General features: G+C 65.7%; 14 protein-coding genes. 8 read left to right on the forward strand and 6 right to left on the reverse strand.

Features of this window, described 5'->3' with window-relative positions; translation table 11 throughout:
• Positions 1–27: 27 nt before the first annotated feature.
• Positions 28–2,211, reverse strand: coding sequence for an excinuclease ABC subunit UvrB (gene uvrB / locus ACQP0C_RS28590; protein WP_433724872.1), 2,184 nt, complete (start codon positions 2,209–2,211; stop codon positions 28–30).
• Positions 2,212–2,556: 345 nt separating this feature from the next.
• Here uvrB and ACQP0C_RS28595 point away from each other — a divergent pair, with 345 nt between their 5' ends.
• From ACQP0C_RS28595 to ACQP0C_RS28615, 5 genes are all read left to right on the forward strand, one after another.
• Positions 2,557–3,195: a hypothetical protein gene (locus ACQP0C_RS28595; RefSeq protein WP_433724874.1), complete on the forward strand. Its 639-nt coding sequence runs from the start codon at positions 2,557–2,559 to the stop codon at positions 3,193–3,195.
• 67 nt (positions 3,196–3,262) lie between these two features.
• Entirely contained in the window at positions 3,263–3,787 is a 525-nt protein-coding gene (locus ACQP0C_RS28600; RefSeq protein ID WP_433724875.1) for a DUF402 domain-containing protein, read from the forward strand.
• Positions 3,788–3,900: 113 nt separating this feature from the next.
• The gene (locus tag ACQP0C_RS28605) at positions 3,901–4,266 is read left to right on the forward strand and encodes an ArsR/SmtB family transcription factor (protein WP_433724876.1); all 366 of its coding nucleotides are present in this window, start codon (positions 3,901–3,903) and stop codon (positions 4,264–4,266) included.
• Entirely contained in the window at positions 4,263–4,811 is a 549-nt protein-coding gene (locus ACQP0C_RS28610) for a pyridoxamine 5'-phosphate oxidase family protein (protein ID WP_433724878.1), read from the forward strand. The genes ACQP0C_RS28605 and ACQP0C_RS28610 overlap by 4 nt, the downstream gene beginning before the upstream one ends.
• Positions 4,808–5,272 carry an SRPBCC family protein gene (locus tag ACQP0C_RS28615; protein ID WP_433724879.1) on the forward strand — a complete coding sequence of 155 codons (465 nt, stop codon included), beginning with the start codon at positions 4,808–4,810 and terminating at the stop codon, positions 5,270–5,272. Before ACQP0C_RS28610 ends, ACQP0C_RS28615 begins: the two co-directional genes overlap by 4 nt.
• A gap of 24 nt (positions 5,273–5,296) precedes the next feature.
• Here ACQP0C_RS28615 and coaE read toward each other — a convergent pair whose 3' ends face one another.
• A complete protein-coding gene (gene coaE, locus ACQP0C_RS28620) occupies positions 5,297–6,508 on the reverse strand; it encodes a dephospho-CoA kinase (protein ID WP_433724881.1) in 1,212 nt (403 codons plus the stop codon).
• A 351-nt stretch (positions 6,509–6,859) separates the two neighbouring features.
• On the opposite strand from coaE, the gene ACQP0C_RS28625 reads away from it, so the two are divergent.
• Positions 6,860–7,018 carry a hypothetical protein gene (locus tag ACQP0C_RS28625; protein ID WP_420771441.1) on the forward strand — a complete coding sequence of 53 codons (159 nt, stop codon included), beginning with the start codon at positions 6,860–6,862 and terminating at the stop codon, positions 7,016–7,018.
• 181 nt (positions 7,019–7,199) lie between these two features.
• Positions 7,200–9,440 carry an MMPL family transporter gene (locus tag ACQP0C_RS28630; RefSeq protein ID WP_433724884.1) on the forward strand — a complete coding sequence of 747 codons (2,241 nt, stop codon included), beginning with the start codon at positions 7,200–7,202 and terminating at the stop codon, positions 9,438–9,440.
• Here the strand turns inward: ACQP0C_RS28630 and ACQP0C_RS28635 are convergent.
• The 4 genes from ACQP0C_RS28635 to rpsA form a co-directional block, all read right to left on the reverse strand.
• Positions 9,437–10,069, reverse strand: coding sequence for a TetR/AcrR family transcriptional regulator (locus ACQP0C_RS28635; protein WP_433724886.1), 633 nt, complete (start codon positions 10,067–10,069; stop codon positions 9,437–9,439). The genes ACQP0C_RS28630 and ACQP0C_RS28635 overlap by 4 nt on opposite strands.
• Positions 10,070–10,090: 21 nt before the next feature.
• On the reverse strand, positions 10,091–11,635 hold the full coding sequence (locus tag ACQP0C_RS28640; RefSeq protein WP_433724888.1) for a phospholipase C: 1,545 nt from the start codon (positions 11,633–11,635) through the stop codon (positions 10,091–10,093).
• Between the two features lie 254 nt (positions 11,636–11,889).
• Entirely contained in the window at positions 11,890–13,338 is a 1,449-nt protein-coding gene (locus tag ACQP0C_RS28645; RefSeq protein WP_433724890.1) for an SPFH domain-containing protein, read from the reverse strand.
• 180 nt (positions 13,339–13,518) lie between these two features.
• Positions 13,519–14,988, reverse strand: a complete 1,470-nt coding sequence (rpsA, locus tag ACQP0C_RS28650) for a 30S ribosomal protein S1 (protein WP_354957690.1) — start codon at positions 14,986–14,988, stop codon at positions 13,519–13,521.
• Positions 14,989–15,277: 289 nt separating this feature from the next.
• Between rpsA and ACQP0C_RS28655 the strand changes: the two genes are divergently transcribed.
• A complete protein-coding gene (locus ACQP0C_RS28655) occupies positions 15,278–16,132 on the forward strand; it encodes a class I SAM-dependent methyltransferase (protein WP_433724892.1) in 855 nt (284 codons plus the stop codon).
• Positions 16,133–16,135 lie beyond the last annotated feature (3 nt).

Raw genomic sequence — 16,135 nt, forward strand, 5'->3', positions numbered from 1 at the left:
CCAGGCGGCGTCGAAAGACGCCGCCGCTCAACTCAACCCCGCGGCATCCATTCCGCGCAGCTCCTTCTTCAGATCCGCGATCTCATCGCGCAGCCGCCCGGCCAACTCGAACTGCAGTTCCCGCGCCGCATTCATCATCTGCGCCGTGAGTTCCTTGACCAGATCGGCCAATTCGGCCCGCGGCATCGACTTGACATCGCGCCCCTCGAACACCCCCGCGCTCACCGCCCGGCCCGGCTCGCCTTGGGCGCGGCGGCCGCGGCTGACATTGCGGCCCGATCCGCCGACGGCCACCTCGCTGTCGTCGGCCTCCTGATACACCTGATCCAGAATGTCGGCGATCTTCTTGCGCAGCGGCTGCGGGTCGATGCCCATGGACTCGTTGTAGGCGACCTGCTTGGCCCGACGGCGTTCGGTCTCGTCGATGGCGTGACGCATCGAGTCGGTGACCTTGTCCGCGTACATGTGCACTTCACCGGAGACATTGCGCGCCGCGCGGCCGATGGTCTGGATGAGGCTGGTACTGCTGCGCAGGAAGCCCTCCTTATCCGCGTCCAGGATCGCGACCAATGACACCTCGGGCAGGTCGAGGCCCTCACGGAGCAGGTTGATGCCGACGAGCACGTCGTACTCACCGAGCCGCAACTGCCGCAGCAGCTCGACCCGGCGCAGCGTATCGATCTCCGAGTGCAGATACCGCACCCGGACGCCGAGGCCGAGTAGATAATCGGTGAGGTCCTCGGCCATCTTCTTGGTCAGCGTGGTGACGAGCACCCGCTCGTCACGTTCGGTCCGCAGCCGGATCTCGTGCACCAGATCATCGATCTGCCCCTTGGTCGGCTTGACCACCACCTGCGGATCGACCAGACCCGTCGGCCGGATCACCTGCTCGACGACCTCACCACCGGCCTGGCCGAGCTCGTACGGACCCGGTGTGGCCGACAGATAGACCGCCTGCCCGATCCGCTCCGCGAACTCCTCCCAGGTGAGCGGCCGATTGTCGATGGCCGATGGCAGCCGGAACCCGTACTCGACCAGATTGCGCTTACGCGACATATCGCCCTCGTACATGCCGCCGATCTGCGGGACGGTGACATGCGACTCGTCGATGACGAGCAGGAAGTCCTCCGGGAAATAGTCCAGCAATGTCGCCGGCGCGGAACCCGCCGGACGCCCGTCGATATGACGCGAGTAGTTCTCGATGCCCGAGCAGAACCCGACCTGCCGGATCATCTCCAGGTCGTACTGCGTGCGCATCCGCAATCGCTGCGCCTCCAACAGCTTGCCCTGGCGCTCCAGCTCCGCCAGCCGCTGCTCGAGTTCGGTCTCGATGTCGCGCACGGCGCGTTCCATTCGGTCCGGACCCGCCACATAGTGCGTCGCCGGGAAGATCCGCACGGTATCGACCTGCCGCACCACATCGCCGGTGAGCGGATGCAGGTAGTACAGCGCCTCGATCTCGTCACCGAAGAATTCGATGCGGACCGCGAGTTCCTCATAGGACGGGATGATCTCGACGGTATCGCCGCGCACCCGGAACGAACCGCGGGTGAAGGACATGTCATTGCGGGTGTACTGCACGTCGACGAGCAGCCGCAGGAACGCGTCCCGATCGATCTCGGTGCCGACCTCCAATTGCACCGACCGGTCCAGATACGACTGCGGCGTGCCGAGGCCGTAGATGCACGACACCGACGCGACCACGACGACGTCGCGACGCGAGAGCAGACTCGAGGTGGCCGAATGCCGCAGCCGCTCGACATCGTCGTTGATCGAGCTGTCCTTCTCGATATAGGTATCGGTCTGCGCGATGTAGGCCTCGGGTTGGTAGTAGTCGTAGTACGAGACGAAGTACTCGACGGCATTGTTGGGCAACATCTCTCGCAACTCATTGGCCAGCTGCGCGGCGAGGGTCTTGTTCGGCGCCATCACCAGCGTCGGCCGCTGCAACCGCTCGATGAGCCATGCGGTGGTCGCCGACTTACCGGTACCGGTCGCGCCGAGCAGCACCACATCGCGCTCGCCCGCCTTGATGCGGCGCTCGAGTTCAACGATGGCCGTGGGCTGATCGCCCGCGGGCCGATGCTCGCTGACGACCTGGAACTGCCCATCGGCCCGCTCGATCTCCCCGACCGGCCGGAACTCCGAATGTGCCAGCGGAGTGCCCCGGTCCTCGTAGCCTTCCGCCGGGATTTCGGTTGCGAATGCCATGGTCCCCAGCCTAGGCCCAGGCACCGACAGATTCGCGGCCCGGCGGATCCGCCAGCCGAACTGTGCGGAATCGGCTCCGGTCCCGCTCAGTCGATTGCAACGCCCCGAAAACCGGTGGCCACACCCCACCGACGCCATTCCCATCCGGGGCTGGCCGAGGTTGCCCAGCCACCTCCGGATCACGATCGAACAGCCGTTTCGCGATCTATCGCACCGCCCCGGACCAGCGCCGATGCGTAAGCCGTTACCTGTCCTGAATGTCCGTTGCCGCAACGAAATTCGTTGAGCGCGCACCGCTGGTTCCGGGTGTAGCCTAGTTTGGTTGTCGGAACTGAGGATGAGGCCATGAGCGCTCTGATTCCATTGCTTGCCGCCGCGCCCGCTATGACCGGAATCGCCGGTTATGTCGCGCGAGATCTCCGCGGGCTAGCTCCCGCGAACCACACAACTTCCACCGCCGCACCGGGATCCCCGATGACAACCCAACTGAGACCGCAGATAGAACACTTCAATATCGCCGAACTGACCATGACCGACCCCAAGGGCTATGTGCGGCCGATAGACCGGGTGCACGTCGAGCCGTGGGGTCTATATGTGGCACGCACCGTCAACAGTCCCCGGATCCAGTACCTGGAGACCTGGCTGCTGCCCGAACTCTGGTTGCGCGTGACGATCGCGCACTACCAGCCGGGGCATCACCGCGACCTGGACTACTGCCTGCATATCGGCGAGTACACCCGGATCGAGCCGAAGCGCTGGAAGTCCATGGACCAGTATCTCGAGATCGCGGTGCGGCACGGCCGCGCGGCCCAACTGCGTGGCGTCGACGAATTGCTGACCGCACATGCCGCCGGTCTGATCGATACGACCCACGCGCACCACGCCCTCGACCGGGCGGCCAAGGCAGTGGCGGGCGTGGCCGCGCACGGCCACGAGGTGGAGCCCTGGCTCGCCACTCAGGAGATCATCCTGACCTGGATGTAGCCCAGCAGCCGAGCAGGCCGCCGCCGTACCACTCGACGTGGCCGCAACGGCGGTAGATTCTGTTTGCATGACACAGGCACCATCAGTGGACGTGCACAGGCCCAAGGTCGAGTACTTCAACCTCGCGGAACTGACCAACACGGACCCGAAGGGCTTCGTCCGGCCGGTCGAGCGCTACCGCGCCGAGCCATGGGGCCTGTACATGGCGCGCACCTCGGACCATCCACAGTTCCACTACATCGAATCGTGGCTGCTGCCCGGACTTTCCCTCCGGGTAACGGTCTTCCACTATCACCCGGCACACCGCCGCGATCAGGACTACTACGTCGATATCGGCCAATTCACCCGGGTCGAGCCGAAGAAGTGGAAGGCGGTGGACCACTACCTCGATATCGTGGTGCGCTCCGAGCGCGAGACCGAACTGCTCGATATCGACGAATTGCTGGCCGCGCATGCCGCGGGCATGATCACCCTCGCCGAGGCCACGGCCGCGATCGACCACGCATCGATCGCCATCGATGGCATCGCCGCCAATGGCTACTCACTCGAGCGCTGGCTCGACACGCTCGATATCACCCTGACCTGGCTGTAACTGCACCACCGCCCCGCCGCTAGCCGGATTCTTCGCCAGCCCCTTGACAGGCCAGTGCCGGTTGGCGCACCATTTAACCGATCAGTTAATTAGCCAACTGGTTTAATACACTAATGACGGACGACCGGACCATGACGGACAGCTCCACGACCGACGATCTCAGCCGGACCTTCGCCGCACTCGCGGACCCGACCAGGCGGGCCATCCTCGCCCGGCTCGCCGAGGGCGAAGCGAGCGTCACCGAACTCGCGGAACCGTTCGCCATGAGCCTGCCCGCGATCTCGAAACACCTGAAGGTGCTCGAACGCGCCGGACTCATCACCCGCGGCCAGCACGCGCAATGGCGCCCGTGCCGACTGGAGGCAGCGCCGCTCGGCGCGGCCACCGATTGGCTGGACCGGTACCGGAAATTCTGGGACGACCGTTTCGATCGGCTCGACCAACATCTGCGACGAATACAGCAAAAGGACACCCCATGACCTCCAAGCCACCCGATCTCGCAACGCTGCCCCAGGGCGATGTCGGCCTGCTCGACACCGAAGTGGCCCAGCGGCTGCTCGCGGCGAATATTCCGGCACGGCTGGCCTTCACCGCGGCCGACGGCACACCGCGAGTGCTGCCGATCAATTTCTGGTGGAACGGCACCGAGGTGGTCATGGCCGGTTTCGCACCGTCGAAGAAGGCGAAGATGCTGCGGGCCAGACCTGATGTCGCCATCACCATCGACACCAATTCCGCACCGCCCGAGACATTACTGATCAGGGGACGCGCCGAGGTATCCGAAATGGACGGGCTCGCACCGGAATACGCGGCCGCAATGCGCAAGGGCGGTGCGGATGCGGTCGCCGACTACCTCGGCTTCCTGACCGAACTGGCGCCGCGGATGGAGCGAATCGTGGTGCGGCCCAACTGGGTCGGCCTGATGGACTTCCGCACCAGATTCCCCGAGGGCGCCCCCGATTGGATGACCGGTGCCGACAACCGCGCACCCCACCCCGAACACGAGGAGACGACACTGTCATGAGCGAGCGATCCATCAACACAGCCGAGCGCGAGTTCACCATCGTCCGGGTCTTCGACGCCCCGCGCGAGCTCGTCTTCCGGGCCTGGCTCGATCCCGATCAGTTGGTCGAATGGGCTGGGCCGGAAGGCTTTTCGACACCACGGGAGACCATCGTGGCGCAACCGTGGGTCGGCGGCCGCTACGAGTCGGTCATGGTCGCCGACGCCGATGGCGCCAGCTTTCCGAGCGCGGGCGTGTTCCGGGAGATCACCGAACCCGAGCGCCTGGTCTTCACCTGGGGCGATCCGACCGGCGACGGCAGCGCCGAGCGCGAATCGGTGATCACGGTGACCTTCGACGAAACCGCTGACGCCAAGACCACCATGACCTTCCACCTGCTGGCCCCCGGACCGCTGAGTCCCGAGGACGATGCGAAGCGGGGCTGGGGGCAGAGCCTGGACCGCTTGGCCGCGCTATTCTGAACGGCCGAAAAGCCTTCGCGCAGCTCAGTGTTCGACGCTGTCCCGCCAGGCTGCGGCCCGGGTGTAGGCAGCGTCGAACCATGGCTCCTTGACGTCCAGGTAGGCCAGCGTGGCCGCCTCCCTCGTCAATCCGGCGGCCTTGGCCTCGCCCTCGCGCTTGATCTCCAGATATTCCGCGCGCACCGCCGCGTCGGCGCGCAGCCAGTCCCGAAAAAGCAATGCGAACTCCTGACCGGGTGAGCCCGCGACTCGAATATGCACATTGGCCAGCCGCCCCGGATCGGCATTCTGGTGAAAGCGCTTGGCCCACAATGCCGTATCGGTACCAGCCAGATCTGTCGCCGTCGGTTTCGGATTGTCGCCGGTGATATCCGGACGAACCGGAAAACCTGCCGCACCCAGCGCATCCCGCAGTCCGTCGGCGGCCGCCAGATCCGCGACGGTGATCTGCAGATCGATCACATCCTTTGCGGGCAATTCGGGCACCGCGGTCGAACCGATGTGATCGATCCGCGACGCCACCGGACCACAGGCCACCCACAACCGGGCGATCAGCCGCTGCGCCTGTGCCGCCCACTCCGGATTCGCGGGCACCACCCGCACCTCTTTCCGCCGCGCCGGTGTCCCGGTGCGCAGATCGGCCTCGAACGGCACCAGCCGTTCCACCCACAATTGCCGGACCACCGGCTCGATTTCCCCCGGCGCGCCGCTATTGTCCAACAGCACATCCGCGGCGGCGCGTCGCTGTTCATCCGTGGCCTGCGCCGAAATACGCGCCCGCGCATCCGATTCGGAAACGCCGCGGAATTCCACCAGGCGCTGTATCCGAATTTCCGCGGGCACGTCGACGATCAATACGAGATTCATCAGCGGCGCGAGGCCGTTCTCGACCAACAGCGGAATATCTTGAACAAGAATCGCATCCGACGGGGCGGCGGCAATTAATTCCGCGGTTCGTTTACCGACCAACGGATGGACAATGGAATTCAGCGTCGCACGCGCCTCGTCGTTCCCGAATGCCCGGGCCGCCAGCGCGGGGCGGTCCAGGGTGCCGTCGGCGGCGAGGATATCGGGCCCGAACGCCTCGACCAACGCCGCAAGGCCCTCGGTACCCGGTTCGACGACCTCCCTGGCGATCACGTCGGAGTCGACGATCACCGCGCCGAGCTCGGCGAGAATCCGCGCCACCGTCGACTTGCCCGCTCCCATGCCTCCGGTGAGGCCGATCCGCAACATTCGACCAGTCTCGCATCCGCGATCACCCACCGAACGGACGACCTGGCGCGCGAACCGCACCCGATCGGCCTGAATACCCACCCGCATCGCACATTCCACCATCTGAAACACCATTTGCCCGATCCGTGACTCCGTCGAGACCGTCTCGCAACATTTCCGATCGAATCGGGGACGCGAGCGACAACTTTCCGACACGCCAAGGCAATTACTTGCGCAAAATACTCTGCCCAGCACTTTCGTTCGGCTAATCTTCGCCGTGGCGATCCAGGCCAGAACCAGCAAAGCAAAGGAACACCATTGGGCATCAAAATCAACCAGGCGGGTCGCCACCGTCTGGGAAGAGCGGGGGGCATGCACTGCATCAAGCACCCCGCCGTCGCGGCTGCGCTCGCTGAGCACCGCCGTTCATGGTTCACCGCGCTGATCAGCCCCGCGCGGCACAGCTTCGCCGCCATGCGAAAACGCTCCGCTGCGGCAACGGCGTACTGGGCACCCGCGACCGCCAGCTGAGCCCAGCCGCCCCTCCGGCCTAAGACTTTCCGTGACCCAGCCCAATCGGAGCTGGGTCGCTTTGTGCTGCCGTCAGCAGCCGCACCATCCTGATAGTCACTTGCACTTTCGCCGCCCCCCTCCTTAGGATGGCTGAAAATATCTGAGAGTGACTCTCAGGTTGCTTTCTTTTGGAGGGGCGATGGCTCAGCTGACCGCAACCAGGCCAGGCTCAGCGCAGTCCGATAGCCCGGGGAAACCGGGTGTAGTCGGCCGGTGGGGCATCCTGATGGCCCGCCATCGCCACATCGTGCTCGGCGCGTGGCTGTTGTTCGCCATCGCCTGCGGATCGGCCTATCCGGCCCTGCACGACCGCCTCAGCACGCCCGACTACTCGGTCCCCGGCTCCGAATCGGTTGCCGTCGATCACCTTGTGGCCGAACACTTCGCGCGCTTCGGCACCGAACAGGACCTCATCGTCTTCCATTCCGCCCAGCGCACGGTGGACACCCCGGAATTCCGTGCGGTGATGGACCGGGCACTCGGCACGACCCGTGCCACCGCGGGGGTGGCGGGGGCGATCGGCCCGTTCGAAGGCAATGCGGCGGCCCAGATCTCGGCCGACCGGCACACCGCCCTCGGCATTGTCGGTGTGAACGGCGAGAAAACCGAACGCGTCGAGATCGCCAAAGAGCTGCAAACCGAACTGGCGGCCGCATCGGGTTCCGGCGTCGAGGTCATGATCACCGGATTCGCGCCAGCACAGGCCGATCTCATCCGGATCGAAACCGCCGATATGCAGCGCGCCGAAGCCATCGGCCTGCCGGTGGCGACCGCGGTGCTGGTGCTCGCCCTCGGCGCGGCGGTCGCGGCCACCCTGCCCATTACGATCACCGCGGCGGGTATCGCCGTCGCCGTCGGCGCGCTATTCGGCCTGACCGCCTTCCTCACCTTCGATTCGCTGGTGCTCTCGGTGGCCACCATGATCGCCACCGGCACCGCGATCGACTACGCGATGTTCATCGTCAGCCGATTCAACGAGGAACTGACCCGTCGCGGCGGGCGCGACCGAAGATCCGCCGAGGCCATCGCCGCAGCGGTCGGCACCGCCATCGACACGACCGGCCGCACGATTCTGGCGTCGGGGCTCATTGTGATGATCTCGCTATGCGCACTGTCGGTGGTCGGGCTGCCGATGCTGAACGGCATCGCGATCGGCGTGGTGGTCGCGGTCGTCGCCACCCTGATCGCGGCCTTCACCCTGCTGCCCGCACTACTGGCGACACTGGGTCCGGCGGTGAATCGCGGCGCCCTGCCGGTCCGACTGCGACCGGCCGAGGTCCGATCCGAGGCGGCATCGAGTGCGTGGGCCCGGTGGGCGCATACCGTCATGGGACGCCCCGTACTCTTCGGCGCGATCGGTGTCGGTCTGCTGCTGGCCGCCGCCGCCCCGATCACCGGCATCCGCTATGGCGTCGATATGGGGCTCAACTCGCTGGCGGATCGACCGACCGGGCAGGCCACCGAACTCGTCCAGCAGAACTTCGGACCCGGTCTCCTCGCGCCGATCGAGGTGATTTTCACCGGCCAGGACGGCGGACCGCTCAGCGATGAAACCCGTTCCGACGCCAACCGATTCGTCGCCGAGCTGACCCGTGATCCGCGCATCGCCACGGTACTGCCGCAGCAGGCCGATGGCAGAGCGCTCGCCGTCGTGATCCCCAAGGCCGCATTCGATTCGACCGCGGCCACCGATGTGGTCGCCGATATCCGTTCTCGTGCAACGGCTCTCGATGGGGTCGAGGTCCGGGTCGGCGGTACTTCCGCGTCGTTCGCCGATGTGTCGCACCGGATCACCGCCCGCTTCCCGTGGGTGATCGCACTCGTGCTGACGGTGTCGCTGGCATTCCTGATCGTCGCGTTCCGCAGTATCGTCTTGGCGCTCAAGGCGATACTGCTGAACCTGCTCGCCACCGGCGCCGCGCTCGGCCTCACCGTCGCGGTATTCCAGCACGGCATCGGCGAATCCGCGCTCGGATTCCACAGCACCGGATTCCTCCAGGTGTATCTGCCGATGCTGGTCTTCGCGGTGCTGTTCGGCCTGTCCATGGATTACGAGGTATTCCTGATCCGGCGGATGAAGGAACACTGGGACGCATCCGGCGTCAATACCGCCGCGGTCGCCGATGGGCTGCAGCGCACCGCGCGGCCGATCACCGCGGCCGCCGCCATCATGGTCGCGGTCTTCGCCAGCTTCCTGACCGCGAATGTGCTGGAGCTGAAGCAGATCGGGTTCGCGCTGGCCGTGGCCATTACGATCGATGCGGTGCTGGTCCGGCTGGTGTTGGTGCCCGCGTTCATGCAGCTGTTCGGCCGGTGGAACTGGTGGCTGCCGCGTTTCGGCAAGCGTTCGGTCCCCCACGCGATGGCGACGAGCGACTAGCGGAATATGACCTCGATCGAATCGACGATCGATCCGATCGCCTTGGTATAGACATCCTTGAGACGTTCGGTGAAACCCGTTGCGGCCCAATGGTCCAGGGCCGCAACGCAGCCCCACACCCCGGCCGCCGCCGCGATGCCGATGGCCAGATCGTCCGGACTGCGGCCGGTCCGCTCGGCGAACAGCAGTCGGAATTGGTCGGCCATCTCCCGCATCCGGCGGGTTTGGCCGTCTCTGATCTCCGGAATCGAGACCACATACTGCAGGCGCCTGCGGATCCGACGTTCGGAGTCCGTGGTCAGCAATGACTCGATCAGCACCGGCACGATCAGCCGTGCGACGCGCACCAACTCGGCGGGCTCGACGATTTCGCCACCGCCAGCGGTCCGCATCACGTCCAGCACCCGCGGATCGGCCTCGTCGTAGAGGACCAGCATTTCCTTGGTGCCGAAGTACCGGTAGACCGAACTGGGCGACACACCGGCCGCCGCCGCGACCCGCTCCACCGTCACATTGCGGTACCCGTGCTCGTCGAACAGATCCAGCGCCACCTGCTGGATGCGACTCATCGCCTCGATCTTCCTGCGCTCCCAGGCGGTCGAGGGAAACCCCACGGTGGATTCCGACATCAGGGTAAGAATACCCGCGGCTTACCCCCGCACGATGCCGCTCGGCTTGCGTCGCGTACCGGGTCGCTGGGTCGGCATCTGGTTGGGCGGCACCGGATACGGGACACCCGCGGTCGCGGTGCCCAGCGCCACATTCGGCCCGCATTGGGCGAGCGCGGCATCCATCTTCGGCTTCGGATCGCTCAGCACCGGTTTGGCGGCATTGGGCGTCGAGCCGAAGTCGAAGGTCGAGGTCATATCGCCGGTGACACGGCGCCGCCACGGTGTCAGGTTCGGCACTTCGACGCCGAATCGGGTTTCCAGCAGCCGCAGCTGGGAGGTGTGGTCGAAGGTCTCCGAGGCAACGAGCCCTCCCCGGCTGTAGGGCGAAATCACCAGGCCGGGAACGCGATAGCCCAAACCGATCGGACCCGCGATGCCATGGGACGCCTTCACCCGGTCCAATGGCACGGTGACGAATTCGCCCGGCGTACCCGCCGGAGCGGTCGGCGGGGTGACGTGGTCGAAGAAGCCGCCGTTCTCGTCGTAGCTGATGATCAGCGCGGTCTTCTCCCACACCTTCGGGTTGGAGGTGAGGATATCGAGCAACTGCACGATGCCGTATGCGCCGAAGGCCGCGGGCAGGGCGGGATGTTCGCAGTTGATCAGCGACGGGATGACCCAGGAGACGGCGGGCAGGGTGTCGTTGGCGACGTCGGCCTGGAAGTCGTTGGGGTACACCGGTGCCAGACCACGCCGGGCCAGTTCGGAATTCGGATCCGACGATTGGGTGAAGCAGCCGAGCATGCCGTCCAGGATCACCGTGGACAGCGGGCCGACATCGCGGTTGTTGTAGATCTTCCAGCTGACACCCGCCTCGGACAGGTTCTCCGGATAGGTCCGCCAGCTGTACACGTGCTGCGGGATCAGTGGGGGCGTTTCCAGCAACGGTCCGCCCGCCACCCCGTCCGGGTCGATGGTGGCGCTGATCCAGTACAGGCGATTCGGGTCGGTGGGGCCGAGGACCGAACAGTGGTAGTTGTCGCAGAGGGTGAACGCGTCCGCGAGTTCGTGATGAATCGGAATGTCCTCGGGCAGGTAGTAGCCCATGGCCGCGGGGGCATTGGCCGGGCCGACGCTGGCGATGGACATCGGCATCCACTGGTCATTGGCGCCGCCGTTCCAGGCCCGGTGCATACCGGCCCAGGTGTGGTCGGGATCATTGATGCATTCGCCGTCGAGGGTCGCGCCACGCGTGGTGTCGAGGCGGAACGGGTTGACGAAACCGTCCGCGCTGGGGCCGACATCGGGCGTCCAGCCGTACTGCTGCCAGGCCTTCGACGCCTCGCCGAAGCCGCGGACACCGGACATGGTGCCGAAATAGTGGTCGAAGGAACGGTTTTCCTGCATGAGCAGGACGAAGTGCTCGATATCGCCGAGCCCGCCGGTGCCCGCCGGATCGGCGGCATAGGCCCGCTCGATGATGGGATTGGCCCAGGACGCCAATGCACCGACCGCTCCGGCCGCGGCGGCCTTCGCCAGGAACTGCCTCCGGTTGAGACCGCTGAACGGACTCGCTGCGCACATGCGTGCTGTTCCTTCCCTCGTGACCAGGTCCGACGTGCTCGATCGAGCCGGGCGCCGAATATCCGCCTGCACCCTACCGCGAAGTAGATCGCGCTTCCCGGTGAAGTTGGTCAATTGTCCGACTTATCGCTATAACACCGTTTTACGTGCACCGAAGCCTGCGCGAGCCGATGTAGCACACAGCGATTGCCGTCGGCGTGGCGCACGCCGACGGCCGGACCGCGCGGGCATTCGAGACGACATGCGGCGCCGCCCTACTCGTCGAGCTGGGGCGTACCGGACTCGTGGGCGGCCCGTCCCGACGACCACGCTTCGAGCACGCGCGTCAACTGGCCGATGAGCGCGGACAGCCCGGACAGGTCTCCGCCCAGCTGATAGGTCTTCAGCTCGGCGGGCGTCGGCAACTGCGCGACGATCTGCGGCAGCGAATCGACCAGCTGCGCTTGGGTGGCCGAGGCGGAGCGCCGATTGGTGTTCTCGATCCGAATCCGATCGCGTTCCAAATCCAGCAGCGCGTCATCATGGGCCGCCCGCGAACGCCTGGCCGCGACGGCGATCTCACCGTCGAGCTCGAGCTGTCGCAATTCCAGCGTCCTGCGCAGGTTTTCGGCCCGCTCGGCATGTTGTTCGCGCTCCAACCGCAATGCGTGCAGCGCGGTCTCCTGTGCGAGATCGGCGACCGCGCGTTCGTCGTCGTGCTCACGGGTGGTGCGCCGCAACCGTTCCGCGGTCTCCCGGTCGAATCGCGCAGCCTCGTTGCGTGCCCGCAGTTCGGCCAGTTCGCGTTCGTTCTCGATCCTGCGCTCTTCGGCAACCCGATTCGCTTCGGCTTCGCGAGCCGAAAGTACCTCCTGCGCAGCGAGTTCCGCGAGTCGAGCGATCTGGTTCTGCGCACTGCGGTAGGGCTTCTGTAGGTTCTCCCACAGCGTCGACGAGCTGACCACCGCCTCCTTGATCTGCACCGTGACAATGCGCAAGCCGAGTCCACGATCGCTGTCCGCCTCGGCATTTCGATCGGGGCTGCCCTCCGCGACCGCGCGCAGGCGTGCGGTCAACTCCTCGATGATGGGCTGCTTATCGCTGAGCACATCGCGCACGCCCATCGTGGAGACCTTGTCCTTGATCGCCGCCTCGGCCTGCTCGCGCAGCTGAATATTGACCAGCCGCATGGGATCTTCGTCATCGGAGAAGTCGAGCTTGCGGTAGGCCGTGGCGAAATCCTCGATGATCCACTGCACATACCCCTGCACGAGCACGCCCTGCAGTTCGCTGCAGATGCAGTAGGCATTGATGAGAATCGTCTGCATCGCGCCCGGCACAACGAGATACGAGTCGGTCGCTGGGTTGAAGCGGAACGATACCCCGAGACCGATGTGCAGCGGTTCGGCGCGACCGCGCCGGGTATGCACGACAAAGGCATTGGGCGGCACCAAAACCGTTTGCCAGCGCCAGAATCCGGTGACCCGGACCTCCACCGGCCCGGGGCCGCTGCCTTGCATGCCCTGCGGCGTTGGCCCGACCCGATCGGCCCGCTTCGCCATCGCACCGCGTCGCACCGGACCACCCGGCGCGGCCGGTGCCCCCGGGGCGGCCAGCGGCGCCGGTGCGGCCGCGGGCTTGCGGGTACGCAGATCCCCCTCCAGCGCCGCCTGCTGGGCCACCACTTGGTCGAGATAGTCATTCTTGCCCGGATTGCTCCCCATGACCGGGCACATTACCGGCGAATCCGGTGAACTACCTGGCGAATTCAGTTGACGCACAACCAACGCGCAGGACCAGCAGCGACCACACCCCAACCAGCCCATCGCTGAAAGCCGCCGCGCGCTGAATAGCAAAGGCCCCGGTCCGATCGGACCGGGGCCTTTGCTAGTGCTCTACCCGAATCAGGCGTTGCCGGAGAGCTTCTCCCGCAGGGCCGCGAGCTGGGCGTCGCTGGCCAGCGAACCGCCAGCGGGCTCGGCCTGGCTCGACGAGGAGGACTGCGCACCGCTCTCGGAGGAGTAGTTCGACGCGCCGCCACCGTTCGCGGCCTCGGCCGCGGCGTCGGCCGCCATCTTCTCCATCTGCGCGGTGTGCATCTTGTGGCGACGCTCCGCCTCGGCGTAGCGGCCTTCCCACTCTTCGCGCTGCTTGTCGAAGCCCTCGAGCCACTCGTTGGTGTCGGGGTCGAAGCCCTCGGGGAAGATGTAGTTGCCCTGGTCGTCGTAGCTGTCGGCCATGCCGTACTTCGACGGGTCGAACTCGGCGTGGTAGTCCTCGTTCGCCTGCTTCAGCGACAGCGAGATCCGGCGACGCTCCAGGTCGATGTCGATGACCTTGACCATCGCGTCGTCGCCGACCGCGACAACCTGGTCCGGGACCTCCACGTGGCGCTCGGCCAGCTCGGAGATGTGCACCAGGCCCTCGATGCCCTCTTCGACGCGCACGAACGCACCGAACGGAACCAGCTTGGTGACCTTGCCCGGCACGATCTGGCCGATCGCGTGGGTGCGGGCGAACTGACGCCACGGGTCTTCCTGGGTCGCCTTGAGCGACAGCGAAACCCGCTCGCGGTCCAGATCGACGTCGAGCACCTCGACGGTGACCTCGTTGCCGACCTCGACAACCTCGGACGGGTGGTCGATGTGCTTCCAGGACAGCTCGGAGACGTGCACCAGACCGTCGACCCCGCCCAGGTCCACGAAGGCACCGAAGTTGACGATCGAGGAGACCACACCCTTGCGGACCTGGCCCTTCTGCAGCTGGTGCAGGAACTCGCTGCGGACCTCGGACTGGGTCTGCTCGAGCCAGGCGCGGCGGGAAAGGACCACATTGTTGCGGTTCTTGTCCAGCTCGATGATCTTGGCCTCGATCTCCTTGCCGACGTACGGCTGGAGGTCGCGGACGCGACGCATCTCGACCAGCGAGGCGGGCAGGAAGCCACGGAGACCGATGTCGAGGATCAGGCCGCCCTTGACGACCTCGATGACGGTGCCCTTGACGGCCTCGTCCTTCTCCTTGAGCTCCTCGATGGTGCCCCACGCACGCTCGTACTGCGCCCGCTTCTTCGACAGGATCAGGCGGCCTTCCTTGTCCTCCTTGGTGAGAACAAGAGCCTCGACCTCATCGCCCACGGAAACGACCTCGTTGGGGTCGACATCGTGCTTGATGGAGAGTTCACGAGAGGGGATGACGCCTTCGGTCTTGTAACCGATGTCGAGCAGGACCTCGTCACGATCGACCTTGACGATGGTTCCTTCGACGATGTCGCCGTCGTTGAAGTACTTGATCGTGGCGTCGATGGCGGCGAGGAAGTCCTCGGCGGAGCCGATGTCGTTGACGGCTACCTGCGGCGAGGTGACGGTGGTGGGCATATGTCGGTTTGCTCCGGACGGATTGTGGTCGGTTGCGGACATTGGAACTTTCGGTACGCTGCGAACTCACCGCGATGACGCGACGTGACGGACATACTGAACGTACCGCACGCAAACGCTTGTGAAACTCAGCACGAGCGCTCTGTTACTTCAGTACAGTTGCCGTCGCAGACTGTTACTGCAATGACACCGGTACGGCAGTACCCTGGACACTCGCTGGTTCAGCGTACGCGACCTTGGTCCAGCCGGGCAAACCGGTCCACACGCCACGCCGCACTAGGCTATCGGCGTGTCGGAAGATCGCCATGCACAAGCAAACGCACTGCTCGGGACCACCGGAACCGCGCGGACCCGGATCGGCTCGGCAGCCAGTCAGCAGGCCAGCCGCCGCTGGTGGGACGCCGATGCCACCGATTATCACGAAACGCACGCCGATTTCCTCGGCGTGGACTCTCCCGGCGGCGAATTCATCTGGTGTCCGGAGGGACTGCACGAGGGTGATCACCACTTCCTCGGCGAGATCGCGGGCAAGCGGATCCTGGAGATCGGGTGCGGATCCGCCCCGTGTTCGCGCTGGTTGACCGGGCAGGGGGCGCAGGCGATCGGGCTGGACCTATCGAGGGGGATGCTCGAGCGCGGGCTGGCGGCGATGGCGCGCGGCGGACCGCAGGTGCCGCTGGTGCAGGCGGGGGCGGAGGCATTGCCCTTTGCCGACGCATCATTTGATATCGCCTGTTCGGCATTCGGCGCGGTGCCGTTCGTCGCGGATTCCGAACGGGTGATGCGTGAGGTCGCACGGGTGTTGCGGCCCGGTGGCCGGTGGGTGTTCTCGGTGAACCATCCGATGCGATGGATTTTTCCGGACGATCCCGGGCCCGCGGGGCTGACCGCCTCGATTCCGTATTTCGACCGCACCCCCTATGTGGAGGTCGACGACGACGGCACGCCGACCTATGTCGAACACCACCGCACGATCGGTGACCGGGTGCGCGAGATCGTGGCCGCCGGGCTGGTGCTCGATGACATCGTGGAACCGGACTGGCCGGAATGGCTCGAGCGCGAATGGGGGCAGTGGAGTCCGCTACGCGGCGAACTGTTCCCCGGAACCGCCATCTTCGTCACCCATAAGCCGGCTCACGACTGAGAC

Source organism: Nocardia sp. CA-129566 (assembly GCF_050956075.1).
Taxonomy (GTDB): Bacteria; Actinomycetota; Actinomycetes; order Mycobacteriales; family Mycobacteriaceae; genus Nocardia.